Origin of the sequence: Dermacoccus abyssi (genome assembly GCF_003515945.1) — a bacterium.
Taxonomy (GTDB): domain Bacteria; phylum Actinomycetota; class Actinomycetes; order Actinomycetales; family Dermatophilaceae; genus Dermacoccus; species Dermacoccus abyssi.
Map to the genome: position 1 here is coordinate 1 of NZ_QWLM01000008.1, position 16,409 is coordinate 16,409.

Sequence of the window (16,409 nt, forward strand, 5' to 3'; positions counted from 1 at the left end):
GTCGACGAGGGTCGGGGACGCAGCGGTCCCAGTCGTCGCCGGACGGACGCAGCCGGAGCGGCTTCGGTCTCGGCGGGCTTGCTCTCGGTCTTCGCGGACGCGTCGTCCACGGCCGGGGGCTCGGCGTCCCAGTCGTCGCCCGACGAGGCGGCAGGAGCCTCGTTCTTCGCTGCGGTGTCCTTGTCGGCAGCCTTGGCCGAGTCGTCGACGGCGGGCGGGGCTGCGTCCCAGTCGTCGCCGGCAGCAGCCTGCGCGTCGTCGTTCTTCTCGGTGTTGGCCACCGGGGCCGGAGCGGCGTCCCAGTCGTCGGAGCCGGAAGCGTTGTCGTCCTTCGAGGAGGCGGCAGCAGCCGCACCCGCGGCACCGGCAGCGCCGGCCGCGGCGGCGGTCTTCCCCTTGCCGTCCTGCTTCTTCGCGTCCTTGCCGGAGGTCTCGTCGACCTCGGCCTTCGCAGGCTCGGCCCTGTCGGCGTCCTGCTCGGCCTTCGAACCGGCCGTCTCGATCTCGTCGGACTCCCCGTCCGTTGCCTCGAGGGTCTCCGGCTCCTCCTCGGAGCCGATCTTGTTCTTGCCGCTCACGCCGTGGATGCCGACAGAGCCACCCTTCTTCGGGTCGCGCATCAGCAGCCATGCGATACCCGCCAAGGCGAGGAGCACGACGAGGAGGATCAGCCACTTCATGGTTCGTCCCATCGATGATTGAGCAATGACATACCTACCGGCACCTTACCGCCGGGTCACTTCGCGTGGCTGGCTCCTCGGCGCAGCCGTTTCCTGGGCGTGACGCGGCTGCAGCGCCCGTGCGCCGCGTTGCTACCGTTGGCATCGTGAGATCACGCAACGCGAAGAAGCCCGCCGCCGTCGCCGACCAGCGTCCGGTGCAGGGCGAGGACGGAATCCCCCTCGCACGGGTGAGCCGTTCGCCGCGCATCCTGCCGTTCGTCCTCACGGGCCTCGTGCTGGGTGTCGTCGTCGGTCTCGTCATCGCCATCACCGGCGGCGAGGGCGGCAACTACACGGAGGGTTCCACCCTCGGTTACTTCGCCCTCCTCTTCGGCGGCATCGGCGCCCTCCTCGGCGGGGTCGGCTTCGCCCTCGCCGACAAGCGCGCGCACCGCTGACGGCATCAGCGCCCCGAACCTTCGAAGTCCTGAGACCGCCGTCTCAGACGCTCGTCGCACCGGGTAGCCGGCGCGTGAAACAATGGCGCGGTGACACGCGGTGACGGAAAACTCACGCACGATCTCCTCCCCGGCGAGAAGGGGCCGCAGGACGCCTGTGGCGTCTTCGGCGTCTGGGCCCCCGGCGAGGACGTCGCGAAGCTGACCTACTACGGGCTGTACGCCCTGCAGCACCGCGGGCAGGAGTCCGCGGGCATCGCCACGAGTGACGGGCGAAGCATCCTCGTCTACAAGGACATGGGCCTCGTCTCCCAGGTATTCGACGAGACGAACCTCGCCTCCCTCAAGGGCCACCTCGCCATCGGTCACTGCCGGTATTCGACGACCGGCGGTTCGACGTGGGAGAACGCCCAGCCGACGCTCGGTGACACGGCCAAGGGCACGGTCGCGCTCGCGCACAACGGCAACCTCATCAACTCCGCCGAACTGCGCGAGACGCTAGAGGACATCCACGGCGAGCTGGGCAACACCCAGGGCGAACTGCGTCGCGGCAACACCACCGACACGGCCCTCGTGACGACGCTGCTCGGCTCGCACCCCGAACTCTCCCTCGAGGAGACCGCGCTCAAGGTGCTCCCGCAGCTGCGTGGTGCGTTCTGCTTCACCTTCATCGACGAGAACACGCTGTACGCCGCGCGCGACCCCCAGGGCATCCGCCCGCTCGTCATCGGTCGCCTCGACCGCGGCTGGGTCGTCGCGAGCGAGACGGCCGCGCTCGACATCGTGGGCGCCAGCTTCGTGCGCGAGGTCAACCCCGGCGAGATGATCGCCATCGACTCCGACGGCCTGCGTTCGACGATGTTCGCCAAGCCCGAGCCGAAGGGCTGCGTCTTCGAGTACGTCTACCTCGCCCGCCCCGACACGACGATCAGCGGCCGTGAGGTCTACGAGAGCCGCGTCGAGATGGGTCGTCAGCTGGCCCGCGAGTTCCCCGTGGACGCCGACATGGTCATGCCGACGCCCGAATCCGGCACGCCTGCGGCCATCGGCTACGCCGAGGAATCCGGCATCCCCTACGGCATGGGCCTCGTGAAGAACGCCTACGTCGGGCGCACCTTCATCGCGCCGAGCCAGACGATCCGTCAGCTCGGCATCCGGCTCAAGCTCAACCCGCTCAAGCCGATCATCAAGGGCAAGCGCCTCGTCGTGGTCGACGACTCGATCGTGCGCGGTAACACCCAGCGTGCGCTCGTGCGGATGCTGCGCGAAGCCGGTGCCCTCGAGGTGCACGTGCGCATCTCCAGCCCGCCCGTGCGCTGGCCCTGCTTCTACGGCATCGACTTCGCGACGCGCGCCGAGCTCATCGCGAACGGTGCCAACGTCGAGGAGATCTGCACGTCGATCGGTGCCGACTCCCTGGGTTACATCAGCCCCGAGGGCATGATGGCGGCCACCCAACAGGAGCCGGAGAACCTGTGCTCCGCGTGCTTCACCGGCGAGTACCCGGTCGAGCTGCCGTCGTCCGACCGCCTCGGCAAGAACCTGCTCGAACTGCAGCTTCCCGTCGAGTTCGCCGGGGCCGACCCCACCGACGTCGGCACGGCCGACCTCGCCCGCACCAACCCCGACGGTGTCTCGCCGCTGGCCGGTGGCGGCGCGGTCGACCCGTCCCGCATCTCGCACTGACCGCCGACACGCCCCCACGAAGGACGAACGACACATGACGCAGAACGAGGCCATCACCTACGCCGGAGCCGGTGTGGACGTCGAAGCCGGTGACAAGGCCGTCGAGCTCATGAAGGAGTCGGTCAAGCGTGCGCAGCGCCCCGAGGTCCTCGGCGGCCTGGGCGGGTTCGCCGGGCTGTTCGACGCCTCGGTGCTCGGCGGAATGACGCACCCGATCCTCGCGACGTCGACCGACGGTGTGGGCACGAAGGTGGCCATCGCGCAGGCACTCGACAAGCACGACACGATCGGGTTCGACCTCGTCGGCATGGTCGTCGACGACATCGTCGTGTGCGGCGCGGAACCGCTCTACATGACCGACTACATCGCCACCGGCAAGGTCGTTCCCGAACGCATCGCCGCGATCGTCTCCGGCATCGCTGCCGCGTGCCGCCAGGCCAATGTCGCTCTCATCGGCGGCGAGACGGCCGAGCACCCGGGCCTGCTCGCGGAGGACGAGTACGACGTCGCGGGCGCCGCCACCGGCGTCGTCGACAAGAAGGACCTCATCCTGCCCGAGTCCGTGCGTGAGGGTGACGTCGTTCTGGGCCTCGCCTCGAGCGGCATCCACTCCAACGGGTACTCGCTCGTGCGCAAGGTCTTCTCCAGCGCCGGTTGGGGCTACGACAAGAACGTCGAGGAGTTCGGCCGCACGCTGGGGGAGGAACTGCTCGAACCGACGCGCGTGTACGCCGCCGACCTCCTGCGCCTCATCCGCACGGACGGAGTCGACATCCACGCCCTCTCCCACGTCACGGGCGGTGGGCTCGCGGCCAACGTGGCGCGCGTCCTGCCCAAGGGCATGGGTGCGCGCATCGAGCGTGCGACGTGGACGCCGCCCGCGGTCTTCGACGTCGTCCAGCGCGTCGGCAATGTGCCGCAGAGCGACCTCGAGCGCACGCTCAACATGGGTGTCGGCTTCGTGGCCGTGCTGCCCGCGGAGCAGGCCGCCACGTCCGTCGAGGTCTGTGAAGAGATGAACCTGCCGGCGTGGCGCATGGGCGAGATCGTCGCCACCGATCGCCTCGACGCCGCCGAAGCCGAGGTGGTCTCCGGGGCCAAGGGCGTCGACGCGGGCGCCTGTCAGATCGTCGGCGACTACGCCTGAGCCCGTCGCGGCCGACGCTGACCTGCCTCTTCCACCGAGGAGCGAAAGCGGACGGCGTCGGACGGGACGAGGGCATGACGAATGCCTCCGACCCCGAAGGGTGGGAGGCATTCGTTCACATCAACTCAGATGCGGGTTGAGCTACGAGAGGTGGGCGCTCAACGGTCGCCCGACGCCCACGTGTCGTACTCGTTGTACTCGTCGCCGTCGTTCACTCGGTCAGCCGACGAGTCTCGAGCGTCCGACGTGCTGCGCGAAGCGCGCAGTTCACGCTCCAGCGCCCTCAGGTCGGTGTCCGGAGTCGAGTACTTGAGCTCGCGAGCAACCTTGGTCTGCTTGGCTTTGGCCCGGCCGCGCCCCATGGCGAGACCCCCTCTGTGTTTGCCAGGGCGGCCCCCATCGGTCCATGCACGCGGCATCGACCTCAGGAGGAGGGCCCTGGGGATCCTAAGTTTCTGTCGTGGGGGTAACGCTACCTCAGAACAGGGCCGGAACGCCCATCGGGTCGCCCGTCTAGGACGCGCTCTGACCGCGTCAGCCCGGCGCTGACGCGGTGGTTCGCCCTGCGCGAACGCGCCGGTGGGTCAGCGGGGGTCGTCCTTGGTGCGCTTGCGCATGACGAGGAACGTTCCCGCGACCGCCGCAGCAGCCGCCACGGTGCCTCCGATGACGAACAGGGGCATGTTGTCGCCGGGCTCGTCCGTAGTCGGGGTCGACGGGCCCTTCACCGTCGACGAGGACGCGGGGGAGCTGGGGTCGACGGGCTTGAGGGTGCCCGGCGCCTCGGAGCCGTTCGAGGTGCCCGTCGACGTCGAGGAGTTCGCCGCGCCCTTGAGCGTGAACGAGTACGAACCGCTGATGGGGTGACCGTCGGAGGAGGTGACCCGCCACGTCACGGCGTACCTGCCGTTGCCGGTCGGCTCGAACGGCACCGTCACGCGCTGGCCGTCCGCCTTCGGCGTCCCCTGCTTGGTCTTGCCGTCCGGCCCCTTGACGGCGACCTGGCCGCCCACGTCGAGCACCGGCGCACTGAACGTCAGTGTCAGCCGCTGCGGAGCCGACGTGACGGTGGTGCCAGCGGCCGGCTGAGCACCCGTGAGGGAGTCGTGCGCGGATGCGGCGGGGGCGCACGCGAGAGCGATGAGCGCTGCGGCGCCGGGGATGAGGGCGCGAGAGGTACGTGCGGTCATGCCCCCATTGTGGCGCGGCCGCGCTGAGTGTGGGCTTCCGGGCCTAGTGTTGCGTGTCATGGTGGAGCGCTACACGACGATCGCCCGCGCCGTGCAGGCCGAGATCGAGGCCAAGAGGTCACGTTTCCTGTGCGACCTCGTGCCGGTGGCGAGCGAGGACGAGGCTCGTGCCGTCGTCGAGAGGGCTCGCAAGGAGCACTGGGACGCCCGCCACCACTGCAGCGCGTTCGTGCTCGGGCCGGCCGCCGACATTCGGCGCTCCAACGATGACGGTGAGCCCTCCGGCACGGCAGGTACCCCGATGCTCGACGTGCTCACCGGCGCCGACCTGACGGACGTCGTCGCCGTCGTCACCCGGTGGTTCGGCGGCACGTTGCTCGGCACGGGCGGCCTCGTGAAGGCCTACTCCGACGCCGTGCGGGCGGCGCTCGACGAGGCGCGTGTCGTCCACTACGAGCGGCAGGTGCGACTGACCTGCCAGGTGACTCTCGCGGACGTCGGGCGCGTGGAGAACGCGCTGCGCGCAGCGGGTTTCGTCGTCGCCGACGTCGACTACGCCACGCACGCGGCCGCCGGGCGCGCCGGCCTGGAGGTCGCTGCACCGTCGGATGCGCTGGGGCGCGCCGACGCGGCTCTGGCGGAACTCACGTCCGGCGAGGCGGCGTTCGAGCGGGTCGGGCAGACCTGGGCGGCGAAGGGCTGACCAGCGGTCCGCCCGCCCGCGCGGACACCCGAGGGAAGTGCAGGTGAGACGAGGGTGGCGCCTGGCGTCGGCGTGGGAGAAGGTGAAGGCATGAGCACGCCCAAGCTGAGCACCCAAGAAACGTACGATCTCGACCGCGCGCACGTGTTCCACTCGTGGTCCGCGCAGGGATCCCTCGACCCGATGGTCGTCACGCGCGCGCAGGGGACGCGCCTGTGGGACGGCGACGACAACGAGTACCTCGACTTCACCGGCCAACTCGTCTTCACGAACATCGGCCACCAGCATCCGCGCGTGGTCGAGGCGATCCAGGAGCAGGCGGCCACGCTGTGCACCATTGGCCCGAGCAACGCCAACGACCGTCGTTCGCAGCTCGCGTCGATGATCTCCGACCTGCTGCCCGACAACCTCAACAAGGTCTTCTTCACCAACGGTGGCACCGAGGCCAACGAGCACGCCGTGCGCATGGCCCGCGAGTTCACCGGTCGGCGCAAGCTGCTGTCGGCCTACCGCAGCTACCACGGGGCGACGGCGCAGTCGATCCACCTCACCGGTGAGCAACGCCGCTTCGCCAACGACAAGGGCGCGAGCGAGGTCGTGCACTTCTTCGGGCCGTTCCTCTACCGCAGCGAGTTCTTCGCCGAGAGCCCCGAGCAGGAGCGCGAGCGTGCCCTCGCCCACCTCGAGCGCACCATCCAGATGGAGTCGCCCGACGCGTTCGCGGCCCTCGTGCTCGAGCCCGTCATCGGTTCGGCGGGCATCATTCCGCCGCCCGCCGGCTACCTCGAGGGCGTGCGCGAGATCTGTGACCGCTACGGCATCGTCTTCATCGCCGACGAGGTCATGGCCGGCTTCGGTCGTACCGGAAAGTGGTTCGGCCACCAGCACGCCGACGTCGTGCCCGACCTCATCACGTTCGCCAAGGGCGTCAACTCCGGTTACGTGCCGCTCGGCGCGTCGTCATCAGCGACGCCATTGCCGGGCACTTCGACGAGCGCGCCTACCCGGGCGGCCTGACGTACTCCGGTCACCCGCTCGCCTGCGCTGCCGGCGTCGAGACGATCACCACGATGAAGGACGAGGGCATCGTCGACAACGCCCGCCGCATCGGCGAGGACGTGCTCGGCCCGGGGCTGGCGAAGCTCGCCGAGACTCACGACATCGTGGGTGACGCTCGTGGCGTGGGGGTCTTCTGGGCCCTGGAGCTCGTCGAGGACGCCGAGACAAAGAAACCCGCCACGGAGGCTGCCGCCACGGTGGCTGCCGCCGCGAAGAGGAACGGCCTGCTCGTCATCGCTGCGGGCAACCGCCTGCACATCGTGCCGCCGTGCACCGTGAGCGACGAGGAGATCTCAACGGCGCTTTCGATTCTCGACGAGGCGCTCGGCTCGCTGAGCTGACGCTCGCTCGATGGTTCTGCGTCGTCTCGTGCCCTTCGGGGTGCGGGGCGGCGCAGTTCGTCGTCCCGGGGGAGCGTCGAGCGTGGAGAGGCCGTCGGGCAAGACCTTGGAGACACGGAGAAGCCCCCGAGTGTGAACTCGGGGGCTTCCTCGGTGGAGCGTGGCCAGAGACGGGGTCGAACCGCCGACCTAGCGATTTTCAGTCGCTCGCTCTACCAACTGAGCTATCTGGCCCTTGGGAAAGGGATGGCGACCCCGACGGGACTCGAACCCGCGACCTCCGCCGTGACAGGGCGGCGCGCTAACCAACTGCGCTACGGGGCCTTGAAATAAGGCCGATTTGTGCTGGTATCCCCAACGGGATTCGAACCCGTGCCGCTGCCGTGAAAGGGCAGTGTCCTAGGCCGCTAGACGATGGGGACATGCGCAAATCATCGAGCTTTGCTTTGCGATCTTCACCTCTCGGCGCCGCTCGAACTTGCGTAACTTTAGTACACGTCTCGGGGGCATTGCAAAACGGCCCGATCTGCCCGGAATCTCAGGGAATCTCCTTGCGAGCGAACGCCCGGACGCGGTCGGCCGGCCACGTCGTGATGACCCGTTCAAGGGGTACGTCGAGCCGCTCGATGCGTTCGGCGCCGTAGGCGAGGAAGTCGAGCTGGCCGGGGGCGTGGGCGTCGGAGTCGAGCGAGAAGTAGCAGCCGGCGTCGAGAGCCTCACGGATGAGGTCGTCCGGCGGGTCACAGCGCTCGGGGCGCGCGTTGATCTCGACGGCGACACGGTGCTCGGCGCACGCCGCAAAGACCGCCTTCGAATCGAACGTCGACGGCGGCCTCGTGCCGCGCTCGCCCTCCACGAGGCGGCCCGTGCAGTGCCCGAGGATCGTCGTCGCGGGGTTCTCGATCGCCCCGAGCATCCGCTTCGTCATGGCTGCCGGGCCGGAGCGCAGCTTGGAGTGCACGGACGCGACACGGACGTCGAGCTTGGCGAGTATCTCGTCGCTCTGGTCGAGGCTGCCGTCGTCCTTGATGTCCACCTCGATGCCCTTGAGCAGTTCGAAGTCGGTTCCGGTGGAGCGCAGAGCGTCGTTGAGGGCTTCGATGACGCCGAGCTGCTTCGTGAGGCGTTCGGCCGACAGGCCGTTCGCGACGCGCAGCGAGGGCGAGTGGTCGGTGAGCACGAGGTACTCGCGTCCGAGGCCGATGGCGGCCATGACCATCTCGTCGATGGGGGAGCCGCCGTCACTCCAGTCGGAGTGGCTGTGGCAATCGCCCCGCACGGCCTTCATGACGTCCTGCCCGCCCTCGACGAGGAACTCCGGGCTCGACTCCTCCAAGGTGGCGAGGTACTCGGGCGTCTCGCCGTCGAGTGCCTGCGTGATGACGGCGAGCGTCGTCTTGCCGATACCGGAAACGTCGCCGAGCGTGCCCGCGGCGTGTCGGGCGCGCACCTCGTCGTCCGACAGCTTCGCGAGGGCGCGTGAAGCCCCTCGGAAGGCCTTGACGCGGTACGTTCCGGCGCGTCGGCGCTCGAGGAGGAAGGCGATGCGATCGAGCGCCTCACGGGGGGTGGGCACGGTGTCCATGCGAGTGAGCCTACGTGGAAGCCCCCACCGGTTCGTCTGCCTCGGCGTGGCGGGCCACTCACGCTCGGACAGGCACAATGGGTGCGTGAGATCGTGGTCGCTCGTCATCGTCATCGTCGTGCTCTGCGCGCTCGTCGTGTACCTGCGCAGCAAGATGCGCGAGGGCGTGACCCGGTGGGCTGCCGAGCGCCTCGGCGTGGGAGCAGCACGCGCTCGCGCGAAGGCACTGCTGTGGTACGGATCGGCCACCGCGGCCGCGCTCGCTCTCCTCGTGGGCGGATATCTGGCGGCGCGCGCCGGAGGCTCCGTGGCGTACCTGCGGTTCGTTGCCGCGGTCCTCGTCTTCGTCCTCTTCGTTCCGGTGGCGACGCTCGGCGCGCCGAAGCTCACCAAGTGGCAGAAGAACTTCGGGCGACGCCTGCACGAGGCAGGCGCCGCCCGAGATGCCGCAGAGGCGTTCGCGCGCGTGGCGCGAGTCTTCTCAGTGGTCGGTGTTCTGTGCGGCGTCGGCGCCGTTCTCCTGGTCGCTCACCACACGCCGTGACGGGTCGCCCGCCTCGATCTGGGTGGACTGCGACGTGGAGCGCTGCTCGTTCGAGCCGAGCGGGTTCGCGAGCGTCGACTCGAGGGCGGGCTTCGGCATGGCCTTCTCCTGAAGCTTCGCCGTCGAGTTCTGGATCGCCTTCGTCACCCACGGCCCGGCGAGGCTGACGACGGCCGCGCCGGCCGCCATCCACAGGCGCGGGTTACGCACGCCGCGCTTGACGAGCATCTTCTCGACGGTCTTGTCGACGCGCAGCGCGAGGCCCGACGTCACGAGCGCCATGCCGGCCGACGAGGCCGAGACGAGGTTGGCGCCTGCGCGCGAGGCGGGGCGGCCGTCGACGAGGTTGATCGTGTCGTCGGTCTTGCCGGCGATCTGGGATCGCGCCGGGCGACGGTCACCCGCGACGGCGGCACCTACGGCCGTCAGGGTGTTCGACATCGCGAGGCCGCGACGCACCCAGCGGGGGAAGCGGGCGGGCCGGATGTAGGTCGTCGCCGCAGCGGTGAGAGCCGTGACGGCGGCTTGGCCGAACTGGGATTCGAGTGCGGGCACGGAGAATCGAGGCATGGTGTCAGCCTAGTTCGCGCGAGTGCCCGCGCAAGCGTCAGTTGGCGTGCGTGGTGCGTGAGAGGAGGCGCTTCGCCCCGACGGCCAGGACGAACGCGAGCGTGGTGGCGGCGAGCGTCACCTTGAACGCGGGGGCGACGCCGCCTTCGTCGACGAGGCGACCGGCGAGGGCGGCGCCTGTCGCGTAACCGAGACCGGTGGCGCCGGCGAGCAGCGTCATCGCCGTAGCTGTGCGCGAACGGTGCGTGATGAGTTCGCCGAGCGTGAACGTCGTGATCATGTACGGCGCGATGGCGAAACCGAGGATGACGAGCTCTGCGGCGAGCAGCGTGAGGTTGTCGACGGCGAGCAGCGGCAGGGAGAGAACCCACATCGCTGTGGCGAACAGGAGCAGACGCTTGGGGTGGTTCGGCGCCTTCGTCAGGCGGCCGAGGGCGATTCCGGCGCTCACCGAACCGATGCCGAGCAGCGCGTGGAACAGACCCGAGCTCTCGGGGTGCCCGGCGAGTTGAGTGAGCAGCGTCGTGCCCGTCTGGATCGAGCCGAACAGGTTGCCGATGAAGAACTGCGCGGCTACGAGGACGGTGAACGCCGCGGTCCACAGCGGTGCCTTCGACGTGCCGACGGGCGTCGGCGCGAAGCGGCTGCTCGGGTGGCGGGCGAACTGGATGCCAAAGAGGCCGAGTAGCACGGCGGCGGCGAGGAGAGGCGCCCACGTGCCGAGAGCTGCCGCGGCGGCGCCGACGAGCACCGGTCCGACGACGAAGGACGCCTCGTCGGCTGCACCCTCGTAGGAGAAAGCGGTGCCGACGAGCCGGTCGTCGGCCTTGCGACCGACGATGATGGGGCGCCACCGCACACGGGCCAACTGGCCGACCTGCGGCAGGACGAACCCGGTGAGGGCAGCGACGACGGCAGTGGCGACCCAGTGAAGGTCGAAGTAGCGCGTGGCCACGGTGGCGAACAGGCCGATCGTGCCCGCCACGCACTGGAACATGAGGACGCGCGACTGGCCGTGACGGTCGGTGAGCGACCCGAACCAAGGGGCGCCGACCGCGTTGCAGACGGCGAGCGCACCCGCGCAGATTCCGGCCTGGGTGTAGGACTTCGTCGTCGTCGCGACGAGCAGGAGCGTGCCGAGCTGGGACATGGCCAGGGGCAGGCGTGCGATGAAGGCGACGACGATGTAGCAGTAGCCGGTCAGCCCGAATAGCCCTGAATAACCCACTGCCGTACTCACCGCGCAAGTGTACGGGCGCGGACGACGGGGGCCGTCACCGTCGGGTTGCGTGACGTGTGAGCGTCGGCCCGTTCTGTGACCGGCGCAGCTCACGTAGTGGGCCAACGCTCACAGGGTGGGCCGGGGTGCGAGATACGGTCGCAGGGTGAGTGCCGGAGTGAGAATCGCTGTCGTGGCGCTGGTGGCCCACGACCGCGTGCTTCTCGTGCATCGCCATCCGAGTCGCCAAAACTTCCCCGACCTTTGGGATCTGCCGGGTGGTCACGTCGAGGACGGCGAGGACTGGTCGGACGCTGCTGCGCGCGAGTGCCTCGAAGAACTCGGGGTAGGGGTGAAGAACCTGCTGCAGGTTCCTGTCGGACTCGCCATTCCTGGGGTGGACGCACGGGCATTCGTCACCAGCTGTTGGTCGGGTTCTCCCGCGAATCTCGAGCCTGACGAGCACGATGACCTGGGGTGGTTCACCGCGGAGGAACTCGTCGGGCTGACGATGGTCCACCCCTCGACGCGTGCCGCCGTCGAAGGAGCGCTCGAGTTGGGGATTAGCTGCTGAACTTCGCAACTCGCACGATGGCGAATGCGAACCGCGTTCCCCGTTACGTCGCGCCAGAAGGGGTGGTTTCTTCCCTTCTTGCGTCGAAACGGCGGCCTTGGGCACAGGAAGGGAAGAAATCGTCCCTTCGCGTGCGGACGTTCTCGGTCAGCGCGGCGAACCCCACTGAGCGCCGAGACCACGCTGCTGGTTCGGAGGCGGTGCGTAGGCACCCTGGCGCGGCGGAACGTCGTTTCGCTGGGGTGGGTACGTCGGCCCGCCGTGCGCGGCATCCCACGCCTGACGCTGCTCGGGCGTCTCCCAGCCGCGCTCCTCCGGCGTGCCCTGCGACATCCGGAGGTGACCGATGTTCGGCGGCACGGGGCTCGCGTTGATCTGTTCGGCGTAGCGCTTCGCCGCGCTCCATCCGGCGATCGACTCGTCGTGACGACGGTCGTCCACCGTCACCCGGACCGGCACCCGTGCCCGGCCGAGGCTGCGCACGAGCAATACCGGCAGCGCGAAGATCCACTGCAGCAGGCACTCCGCGAGGAAGAACGGCAGGATGAGCAGCGCTGGCACGAGCCAGGGCAGCACGAGTATGAACATGAAGCAGCCAATGGCGGCCGAGATCGGGTCGTCGCCGCCACCGTGATTGTCCGTCGGCACACGGTCCCACAGCCTCGCGTTGAGAGCGCGCGTTCGGCTGCGCCACGGCAGCCACAGCCGGCGTGCCTTGTGCCTCTGAGCCACGTCGTCCCTCCCTGTCATCGAGCACGAGCAACCTGGTGTGGCCCTCGCGATCTGGTTCAGCCTAGGTCCGACGCAGCCGAACGCTCGTCGGCTCCACGACGTGGTGGGCGTTCCCGACCGCGTCGGCCCCGGGCCGGCTGAAATGCTCGCGCGGCGTGCGCGGTTGCGGGGCTACGCTCGAGGCCGTGCTTCTTCGCCTTCTGCGCGAGCGCCTCGCGCCCTACCGAGGCCTGCTCGCGGGCATCGTCGTCGCTCAGCTCGTCAGCGTCCTGACGTCGCTGTACCTGCCGAACCTCAACGCCCACATCATCGACCGCGGCGTCGTCACCGGCGACACCGACTACATCTGGCGCACCGGCGGATGGATGCTGCTCGTCAGCTTCGTCTCCGTCATCGCCTCGATCAGCGCGGCCTGGTTCGCCTCGCGCACGGCCATGAGCGTCGGGCGCGACCTGCGCAGCCGCGTGTTCCACACCGTGCTCGGGTTCTCCTCACGCGAGGTCGGCCAGTTCGGCGCTCCGTCGCTCATCACGCGCTCGACGAACGACGTGCAGCAGGTGCAGATGCTCGTACTCATGGCCTGCAACCTCATGGTCATGGCGCCGATCATGATGATCGGCGGCATCACGATGGCGCTACGTCAGGACGTCGGGCTGTCGTGGCTCGTCGTCGTGGCCGTGCCCACCCTCGCCGTGCTCATCGGGCTCATCGTCGTGCGCATGGTGCCGGGCTTCCGACTCGTGCAGGAGCGCCTCGACGTCGTCAACCGCGTCATGCGAGAGCACCTCTCGGGCATCCGCGTCATCCGTGCCTTCGTGCGGGAGCCGCACGAGCTCGAGCGCTTCGGGGAAGCGAACGACAACCTGGCCCGCACGAGCCTGCGCGTCGGCAACCTCATGGCGCTCATGTTCCCGTCGGTCTTCCTCGTCATGAACGTCTCGACCGTCGCCATCTGGTGGTTCGGCGGGCACCGCGTCGCCGCCGGAGACATGCAGATCGGCGCGCTCACCGCGCACATGACCTATCTCATCCAGATCCTCATGGCCGTCATGATGGCGACGTTCATGTTCGTCATGATCCCCCGCGCCTCCGTGGCCGCGGAGCGCATCGGCGAGGTGCTCGGGACGTCGCCGTCGGTGGTGCCACCCGCCGACCCGCAGCGCCCGACCGAGAGCCATGGCGTTGTCGAACTCGACGGCGCGACGATGTGCTACCCCGGCGCCGACGCGCCGGTGCTGCGCGGCATCACCCTGCGCGCCGAGCCCGGAACGACGGTCGCGATCGTCGGCTCGACCGGTTCCGGCAAGTCGACCCTGCTCTCCCTCGTGGCCCGCCTCATCGACGTGACGGACGGGGCGGTGCGCATCGACGGCGTCGACGTGCGCGACCTCGACCCCGAGGCCCTGTGGGGCCGCATCGGCATCGTGCCGCAGCAGGCCTACCTCTTCAGCGGCACCGTCGCGACGAACCTGCGCTACGGCAACCCGGACGCGACCGACGACGAGCTGTGGCAGGCCCTCGAGATAGCCCAGGCGCGTGACTTCGTCGAACGCATGGACGGCGGCCTCGACGCCGCGATCGACCAGGGCGGCACGAACGTCTCGGGCGGCCAGCGTCAGCGCCTGTGCATCGCCCGCGCGCTCGTCGCGTCGGCGAACATCTACCTCTTCGACGACTCCTTCTCCGCACTCGACGTCGCCACGGACCGGCGCCTGCGCGAGGCCCTCGCACCCCACGTGCGGCACGCGACGGTCTTCGTCGTCGCGCAGCGCATCTCGAGCATCCGTGACGCCGACCAGATCCTCGTCCTCGAGGACGGCGCCGCCGTCGGGTTGGGTACTCATCACGAGTTGCTCGAGAGCTGCCCGGAGTACCGGGAGATCGTCGAATCCCAGCTCGGTTCGCGGGACGCGGCATGAGCGCCCCGGCAGGACGCGGCGCCCCCGCGAACGCGCAGCGCGGCCCGGGCCACGGCCCCGGCGCCGGAATGGCGCCCGCCGCCAAGACGATGGACTTCAAGAACTCGTCCCTGCGCCTGCTCGGACTGCTGCGTCCCCACCGCCTCAAGGTGATCGCGGTGCTCGTGCTCAGCGTCGCCTCCGTCGCGATGAACGTGCTCGGCCCCCGCATCCTCGGTAAGGCCGTCGACGCGATCTTCTCCGGCTCGGTTTCGATGCGCCTGCCCACCGGGCAGACCAAGGAACAGGTCGTCGCCGGGCTGCGCGCCTCCGGCAACACGAAGTTCGCCGAGATGGTCAGCGCCATGGATCTCGTGCCGGGTCAGGGCATCGACTTCGGTCACGTGGGTCGGATCCTGCTCGCCGTCCTCGGCCTGTACATCGCGGCATCGCTGTTCCAGGTCGTCCAGGCGCGGCTGCTCAACTCGCTCGTGCAGCAGACGGTGAAGAAGCTGCGCGCCGACGTCGATGCCAAGCTGACGCGCGTACCGCTCGCCTACGTCGACGGCCGCCCGCGCGGTGAACTCCTCTCGCGCGTGACGAACGACATCGACAACGTCGGTCAGTCGATGCAGCAGACGATGAGCCAGCTGCTCGTCTCGATCTGCACCGTCGTCGGCGTCGTCGTCATGATGTTCACCGTCTCGTGGATGCTGACGCTCATCGCGCTGCTCACGATCCCGCTCGTCATGCTCGTGGCGAGCCGCATCATGAAGAAGTCGCAAGGTCACTTCATCGCGCAGTGGCAGCACACGGGTGAACTCAACGGTCAGATCGAAGAGGCCTTCAGCGCGCACGCCCTTGTCAAGGTGTTCGGCCGCGGCCCGCAGGTCGAGGCGGCCTTCGACGATCGCAACGAGAAGCTCACCGACGTCAGCCGACGGGCGCAGTTCCTCTCCGGCCTCATGATGCCGATCATGATGTTCGTCGGGAACCTGCAGTACGTCGTCATCTGTGTCGTCGGTGGTCTGCGTGTGGCGTCGGGGCAGATGACGCTCGGTGACGTCACCGCGTTCGTCCAGTACTCGCGCCAGTTCACGCAGCCGGTGACGCAGATCGCGTCGATGGTCAACCTCCTGCAGTCCGGCGTGGCCAGCGCCGAGCGCGTCTTCGAGGTGCTCGACGCGCCCGAGGAATCGCGCGATGAGCCGGGCAAGCTGCCGCGCCCGACGCAGGGGCGCGTTGCCTTCGACGGCGTCGCGTTCGGCTACACGCCCGAGCGGCGCCTCATCGACGGTCTCGACCTCACCGTGGAGCCGGGCCAGACCGTCGCGATCGTCGGGCCCACCGGCGTGGGCAAGACGACGCTCGTCAACCTGCTCATGCGCTTCTACGAGATCGACGCCGGCCGCATCACGCTCGACGGCGTCGACATCCGCCACGTGCCGCGCCGCGAACTGCGTGAGCGCCTCGGCATGGTGCTGCAGGACAGCTGGGTCTTCCACGGCACGATCCGCGACAACCTGCGCTACGGCAACCTCGACGCCACTGACGACCAGCTCCAGGCGGCGGCCGAGGCCACCTTCGTCGACCGTTTCGTGCGGTCGCTGCCCGACGGCTACGACACGATCATCAGCGACGACGGCGCCAGCCTCTCCAGCGGCGAGCGTCAGCTCATCACGATCGCGCGGGCGTTCCTCGCCGAGCCGGACGTGCTCATCCTCGACGAGGCCACGTCGTCGGTCGACACGCGCACCGAGGTGATGCTGCAGCAGGCCATGGCGGCGCTGCGCCGCGACCGCACGAGCTTCGTCATCGCCCACCGTCTCTCAACGATCCGCGACGCTGACGTCATCCTCGTCATGGAGAACGGCGACATCGTCGAACAGGGCTCGCACGACGAACTGCTCGCCGCGCGCGGCGCCTACTGGCGGTTGTACGAGGCACAGTTCGCCGGGGCGGCGCAGACCGACACGGACGAGGGAATTGCAGCGGACGTGCGACCGGCCTGACGGGAGCCGGATGATTCCGGCGTCGTCGT

The 16,409-nt window shown here is 69.1% G+C and carries 14 protein-coding genes, 3 tRNA genes and 2 pseudogenes; 9 read left to right on the forward strand and 10 right to left on the reverse strand.

Annotated elements, in window-relative coordinates; translation table 11 throughout:
• Positions 1-680 (reverse strand): annotated as a pseudogene (locus tag D1832_RS08075) (hypothetical protein); the annotation flags it as partial.
• Positions 681-826: 146 nt separating this feature from the next.
• Between D1832_RS08075 and D1832_RS08080 the strand changes: the two are divergent.
• The 3 genes from D1832_RS08080 (at position 827) to purM (ending at position 3,953) form a co-directional block, all read left to right on the forward strand.
• A complete protein-coding gene (locus D1832_RS08080; RefSeq protein ID WP_147362646.1) occupies positions 827-1,120 on the forward strand; it encodes a hypothetical protein in 294 nt (97 codons plus the stop codon).
• Between the two features lie 90 nt (positions 1,121-1,210).
• A complete protein-coding gene (gene purF / locus D1832_RS08085) occupies positions 1,211-2,806 on the forward strand; it encodes an amidophosphoribosyltransferase (protein ID WP_118913416.1) in 1,596 nt (531 codons plus the stop codon).
• Between the two features lie 34 nt (positions 2,807-2,840).
• Entirely contained in the window at positions 2,841-3,953 is a 1,113-nt protein-coding gene (purM, locus tag D1832_RS08090) for a phosphoribosylformylglycinamidine cyclo-ligase (RefSeq protein ID WP_118913417.1), read from the forward strand.
• A 158-nt stretch (positions 3,954-4,111) separates the two neighbouring features.
• Here the strand turns inward: purM and D1832_RS08095 are convergent, their stop codons facing one another.
• Positions 4,112-4,315, reverse strand: a complete 204-nt coding sequence (locus D1832_RS08095; RefSeq protein WP_118913418.1) for a DUF3073 domain-containing protein — start codon at positions 4,313-4,315, stop codon at positions 4,112-4,114.
• A gap of 222 nt (positions 4,316-4,537) precedes the next feature.
• Positions 4,538-5,143, reverse strand: a complete 606-nt coding sequence (locus tag D1832_RS08100; RefSeq protein ID WP_182434722.1) for a copper resistance CopC family protein — start codon at positions 5,141-5,143, stop codon at positions 4,538-4,540.
• Positions 5,144-5,201: 58 nt separating this feature from the next.
• Between D1832_RS08100 and D1832_RS08105 the strand changes: the two genes are divergently transcribed.
• Both D1832_RS08105 and D1832_RS08110 read left to right on the forward strand, forming a co-directional pair.
• Complete coding sequence (locus D1832_RS08105; RefSeq protein ID WP_118913420.1) at positions 5,202-5,846, forward strand: YigZ family protein; 645 nt, start codon at positions 5,202-5,204, stop codon at positions 5,844-5,846.
• A 90-nt stretch (positions 5,847-5,936) separates the two neighbouring features.
• Positions 5,937-7,246 (forward strand): annotated as a pseudogene (locus tag D1832_RS08110) (aminotransferase class III-fold pyridoxal phosphate-dependent enzyme).
• A gap of 161 nt (positions 7,247-7,407) precedes the next feature.
• Here D1832_RS08110 and D1832_RS08115 read toward each other — a convergent pair.
• The 4 genes from D1832_RS08115 to D1832_RS08130 form a co-directional block, all read right to left on the reverse strand.
• Positions 7,408-7,480 (reverse strand) — tRNA-Phe (locus D1832_RS08115).
• A gap of 13 nt (positions 7,481-7,493) precedes the next feature.
• Positions 7,494-7,570: transfer RNA gene (locus D1832_RS08120), tRNA-Asp, on the reverse strand.
• A gap of 22 nt (positions 7,571-7,592) precedes the next feature.
• Positions 7,593-7,668, reverse strand: a tRNA-Glu gene (locus D1832_RS08125).
• Between the two features lie 116 nt (positions 7,669-7,784).
• Positions 7,785-8,831, reverse strand: coding sequence for a PHP domain-containing protein (locus tag D1832_RS08130; protein WP_118913421.1), 1,047 nt, complete (start codon positions 8,829-8,831; stop codon positions 7,785-7,787).
• Between the two features lie 85 nt (positions 8,832-8,916).
• Between D1832_RS08130 and D1832_RS08135 the strand changes: the two genes are divergently transcribed.
• Positions 8,917-9,375 (forward strand): hypothetical protein, encoded by a 459-nt coding sequence (locus D1832_RS08135; protein ID WP_118913422.1) that lies wholly within the window; start codon positions 8,917-8,919, stop codon positions 9,373-9,375.
• On the opposite strand, the gene D1832_RS08140 is transcribed toward D1832_RS08135, so the two are convergent.
• Together D1832_RS08140 and D1832_RS08145 are read right to left on the reverse strand one after the other, a co-directional pair.
• Positions 9,313-9,945: a hypothetical protein gene (locus D1832_RS08140; RefSeq protein ID WP_118913423.1), complete on the reverse strand. Its 633-nt coding sequence runs from the start codon at positions 9,943-9,945 to the stop codon at positions 9,313-9,315. The two genes, D1832_RS08135 and D1832_RS08140, sit on opposite strands and share 63 nt — an antisense overlap.
• 37 nt (positions 9,946-9,982) lie before the next feature.
• The gene (locus D1832_RS08145; protein WP_241510927.1) at positions 9,983-11,185 is read right to left on the reverse strand and encodes an MFS transporter; all 1,203 of its coding nucleotides are present in this window, start codon (positions 11,183-11,185) and stop codon (positions 9,983-9,985) included.
• A gap of 172 nt (positions 11,186-11,357) precedes the next feature.
• Here D1832_RS08145 and D1832_RS08150 point away from each other — a divergent pair, with 172 nt between their 5' ends.
• A complete protein-coding gene (locus D1832_RS08150; protein ID WP_182434723.1) occupies positions 11,358-11,738 on the forward strand; it encodes an NUDIX hydrolase in 381 nt (126 codons plus the stop codon).
• Between the two features lie 147 nt (positions 11,739-11,885).
• Here the strand turns inward: D1832_RS08150 and D1832_RS08155 are convergent, their stop codons facing one another.
• Complete coding sequence (locus D1832_RS08155) at positions 11,886-12,470, reverse strand: hypothetical protein (RefSeq protein WP_118913425.1); 585 nt, start codon at positions 12,468-12,470, stop codon at positions 11,886-11,888.
• Between the two features lie 185 nt (positions 12,471-12,655).
• Between D1832_RS08155 and D1832_RS08160 the strand changes: the two genes are divergently transcribed.
• Both D1832_RS08160 and D1832_RS08165 read left to right on the forward strand, forming a co-directional pair.
• On the forward strand, positions 12,656-14,389 hold the full coding sequence (locus D1832_RS08160; protein WP_118913426.1) for an ABC transporter ATP-binding protein: 1,734 nt from the start codon (positions 12,656-12,658) through the stop codon (positions 14,387-14,389).
• Positions 14,386-16,380 (forward strand): ABC transporter ATP-binding protein, encoded by a 1,995-nt coding sequence (locus D1832_RS08165; protein WP_118913427.1) that lies wholly within the window; start codon positions 14,386-14,388, stop codon positions 16,378-16,380. The genes D1832_RS08160 and D1832_RS08165 overlap by 4 nt, the downstream gene beginning before the upstream one ends.
• Positions 16,381-16,409 lie beyond the last annotated feature (29 nt).

Excerpts from the sequence above, each read along its gene's own strand:
- purM (WP_118913417.1), top strand. The coding sequence starts at position 2,841 with ATGACGCAGAACGAGGCCATCACCTACGCCGGAGCCGGTGTGGACGTC.
- D1832_RS08095 (WP_118913418.1), bottom strand. The coding sequence starts at position 4,315 with ATGGGGCGCGGCCGGGCCAAAGCCAAGCAGACCAAGGTTGCTCGCGAG.
- D1832_RS08100 (WP_182434722.1), bottom strand. The coding sequence starts at position 5,143 with ATGACCGCACGTACCTCTCGCGCCCTCATCCCCGGCGCCGCAGCGCTC.
- D1832_RS08105 (WP_118913420.1), top strand. The coding sequence starts at position 5,202 with ATGGTGGAGCGCTACACGACGATCGCCCGCGCCGTGCAGGCCGAGATC.
- D1832_RS08130 (WP_118913421.1), bottom strand. The coding sequence starts at position 8,831 with ATGGACACCGTGCCCACCCCCCGTGAGGCGCTCGATCGCATCGCCTTC.
- D1832_RS08140 (WP_118913423.1), bottom strand. The coding sequence starts at position 9,945 with ATGCCTCGATTCTCCGTGCCCGCACTCGAATCCCAGTTCGGCCAAGCC.
- D1832_RS08165 (WP_118913427.1), top strand. The coding sequence starts at position 14,386 with ATGAGCGCCCCGGCAGGACGCGGCGCCCCCGCGAACGCGCAGCGCGGC.